The sequence below is a fragment of the Nostoc flagelliforme FACHB-838 genome (genome assembly GCF_014698065.1).
Lineage (GTDB): Bacteria > Cyanobacteriota > Cyanobacteriia > Cyanobacteriales > Nostocaceae > Nostoc > Nostoc flagelliforme_B.
The window spans coordinates 1-1,968 of sequence record NZ_JACJSI010000675.1 but is presented as its reverse complement, the minus strand read 5'-3'; the positions used below and the strand labels follow the sequence as shown (position 1 = coordinate 1,968).

General features: G+C 43.7%; 4 protein-coding genes. All 4 read left to right on the top strand.

The genetic code is table 11. The features are described 5' to 3' along the window. On the top strand, positions 1-227 hold a 227-nt coding region (locus H6G97_RS50565; protein ID WP_190947713.1), incomplete at its 5' end, for a DUF1392 family protein. 34 nt (positions 228-261) lie between these two features. After that, positions 262-1,062 (top strand): KilA-N domain-containing protein, encoded by an 801-nt coding sequence (locus H6G97_RS50560; RefSeq protein WP_190947712.1) that lies wholly within the window; start codon positions 262-264, stop codon positions 1,060-1,062. Between the two features lie 26 nt (positions 1,063-1,088). Then, positions 1,089-1,367 (top strand): hypothetical protein, encoded by a 279-nt coding sequence (locus H6G97_RS50555; protein WP_190947711.1) that lies wholly within the window; start codon positions 1,089-1,091, stop codon positions 1,365-1,367. Positions 1,368-1,437: 70 nt separating this feature from the next. After that, the coding region (locus H6G97_RS50550) for an alpha-ketoglutarate-dependent dioxygenase AlkB family protein (protein ID WP_190947710.1) at positions 1,438-1,968 on the top strand (531 nt) is incomplete at its 3' end.

Sequence of the window (1,968 nt, the reverse complement as noted above, 5' to 3'; positions counted from 1 at the left end):
TGGAAGCCATCAGTGTGCAAAAACCTGCTTTTGTTCTGGGCGAAAGAGTAATGCTCTATTCTCACGACAAGGGAACAAAACAACGGCTGATTCTGGGGATTGGGCTTGTGAATGATTCTTGGTTTTACGTTGTTGAATTGATATCGCCAACGTTAACTCAATCACGGACTATATGTAATCGTTTTTCGCTGGTCGGTGAGAAAAGTTTGGTGCGCGTGAATGCCTGAATCAATTATTTGTTCAATAACCAGGGAATGAATCATGTTGGCACATTTTTGGCACGACTCAGAAATTAATCAAATGCCTCAAGATGGAGAAATAGGTAAATATGCTGTCCCCAAGGGCTACGTGAATGCAAGTCAGATGTGCAAAGCTAACGGAAAATTCTTAGCCGATTACACGAAGCTGAAGTCTACAAAGCAGTATTTGCAAGCACTCTCTAACGATATGAAGATCCTCATATCGTTATTGGTGATAGATATCCAGGGATACGGAAGCGAACAAAGCACTTGGATTCACCCAGAAATCGCCATTGATTTAGCTCGGTGGGTTTCTGTCGAGTTTCGCATCTGGGCTAACAGAACCTTAATGAAAGTGATGCTCTCAACCCAAGTAGAGCCAGTACAACAGCAAGAACCAACACATTCATTAGCTCCGTCCCACGAAGCCGCACAGCTAGCGATAATCCTAGGCGAGTTTGCTGGACTAGACAAATCCCTCACTGCCCAGTTAGCAGTTAATGCCGCCACTAGAGTTAACCCCGCACTTAAGCCAGCAGCAGATGAACTGAAGATTACGATCGCTCAAACGAATGTTGCAGAAGATGCATTTCTCAATCCAACACAAATCGGTGAGGTAGTAGGAATGTCTGCACGGGCTGTTAACCACTGCTTACTAAATTCTGGACTGCAATACAGAACAAATGACAAGAAAATTCCCTATCGTCCTACTGAATCTGGTAAGCAATTGGGGCGGATGGTTCCCGCAGTCGCCAAATCCTCAAACCAAACTGTTTTTCAACTGCGGTGGTTGCCCGAAATAGTAAAAGTCATCTCTCAATAATTCCCTACCTAACTCAACCTTTCATTATGAACACTCTACGAAAAACTTTGGCAGAAAAATATGGTCTAGTTGCTGATATTATGCACGACGATTATTTTTTTGTTCGACTACCAGAAAACGAAGATCATTCACTCAAGTTTTTAGAGAGTAATTTACCAGAGTGTATTCGGATTGAGCTTGCAGAATGTTTTGCTGGTAGCGTTATTGCGGCTTGGGAAGTCCCCTTATTTTTACTCCCCCAAGTGTTACAGCAAGCGCATGATTTTGTTACTGAGTATTGGGATCAAGTATCTCAAGAAACGTAAAGTATTCTCCACCAACTAAAACTAACAGAAATTCTTTCACTTACACATTCAAGAGTAAGAGAAAACTACTATGCAACAACTAAATTTATTTGCCGAATCAGCCCCAGTTTTACCTATCACTTACTACCCTGATTTCTTAAGCCAAGAACTTGCAAACGAACTCTACCAACACTGCTTGAAACTGGAGTGGCAGCAGAATCAAATCAGAATTGCGGGTAAAACAATGCCTGTCCGCCGCCTCGAATGCATTTACGGGGACTACGGATGTGATTACCTTTACTCGAATAGCGTGTTTTTAAAACCCCTGACTTGGACAGATGCTCTGGCTAACTTGCGGGACAGAATCACTGCATTGACTGGCTACAAATTCCGCATTGTCATCGGCAATCAATACCGCAGTGGACAGGATAGCATCGGCTGGCACTCTGACAATGAACCATCGACGGGATATGAGCCAGCGATCGCTTCTCTGAGCCTCGGTGGTGTTCGCAAGTTTCAAATTAAACCGAGAAATGGTAAACCCACTGACTTTTGGCTGGAACACGGGAGCTTGCTTGTGATGCACCCAGGTTGTCAGTCCACACATCTGCATCAAGTCTCC

Excerpts from the sequence above, each read along its gene's own strand:
- H6G97_RS50555 (WP_190947711.1), top strand. The coding sequence starts at position 1,089 with ATGAACACTCTACGAAAAACTTTGGCAGAAAAATATGGTCTAGTTGCT.
- H6G97_RS50560 (WP_190947712.1), top strand. The coding sequence starts at position 262 with ATGTTGGCACATTTTTGGCACGACTCAGAAATTAATCAAATGCCTCAA.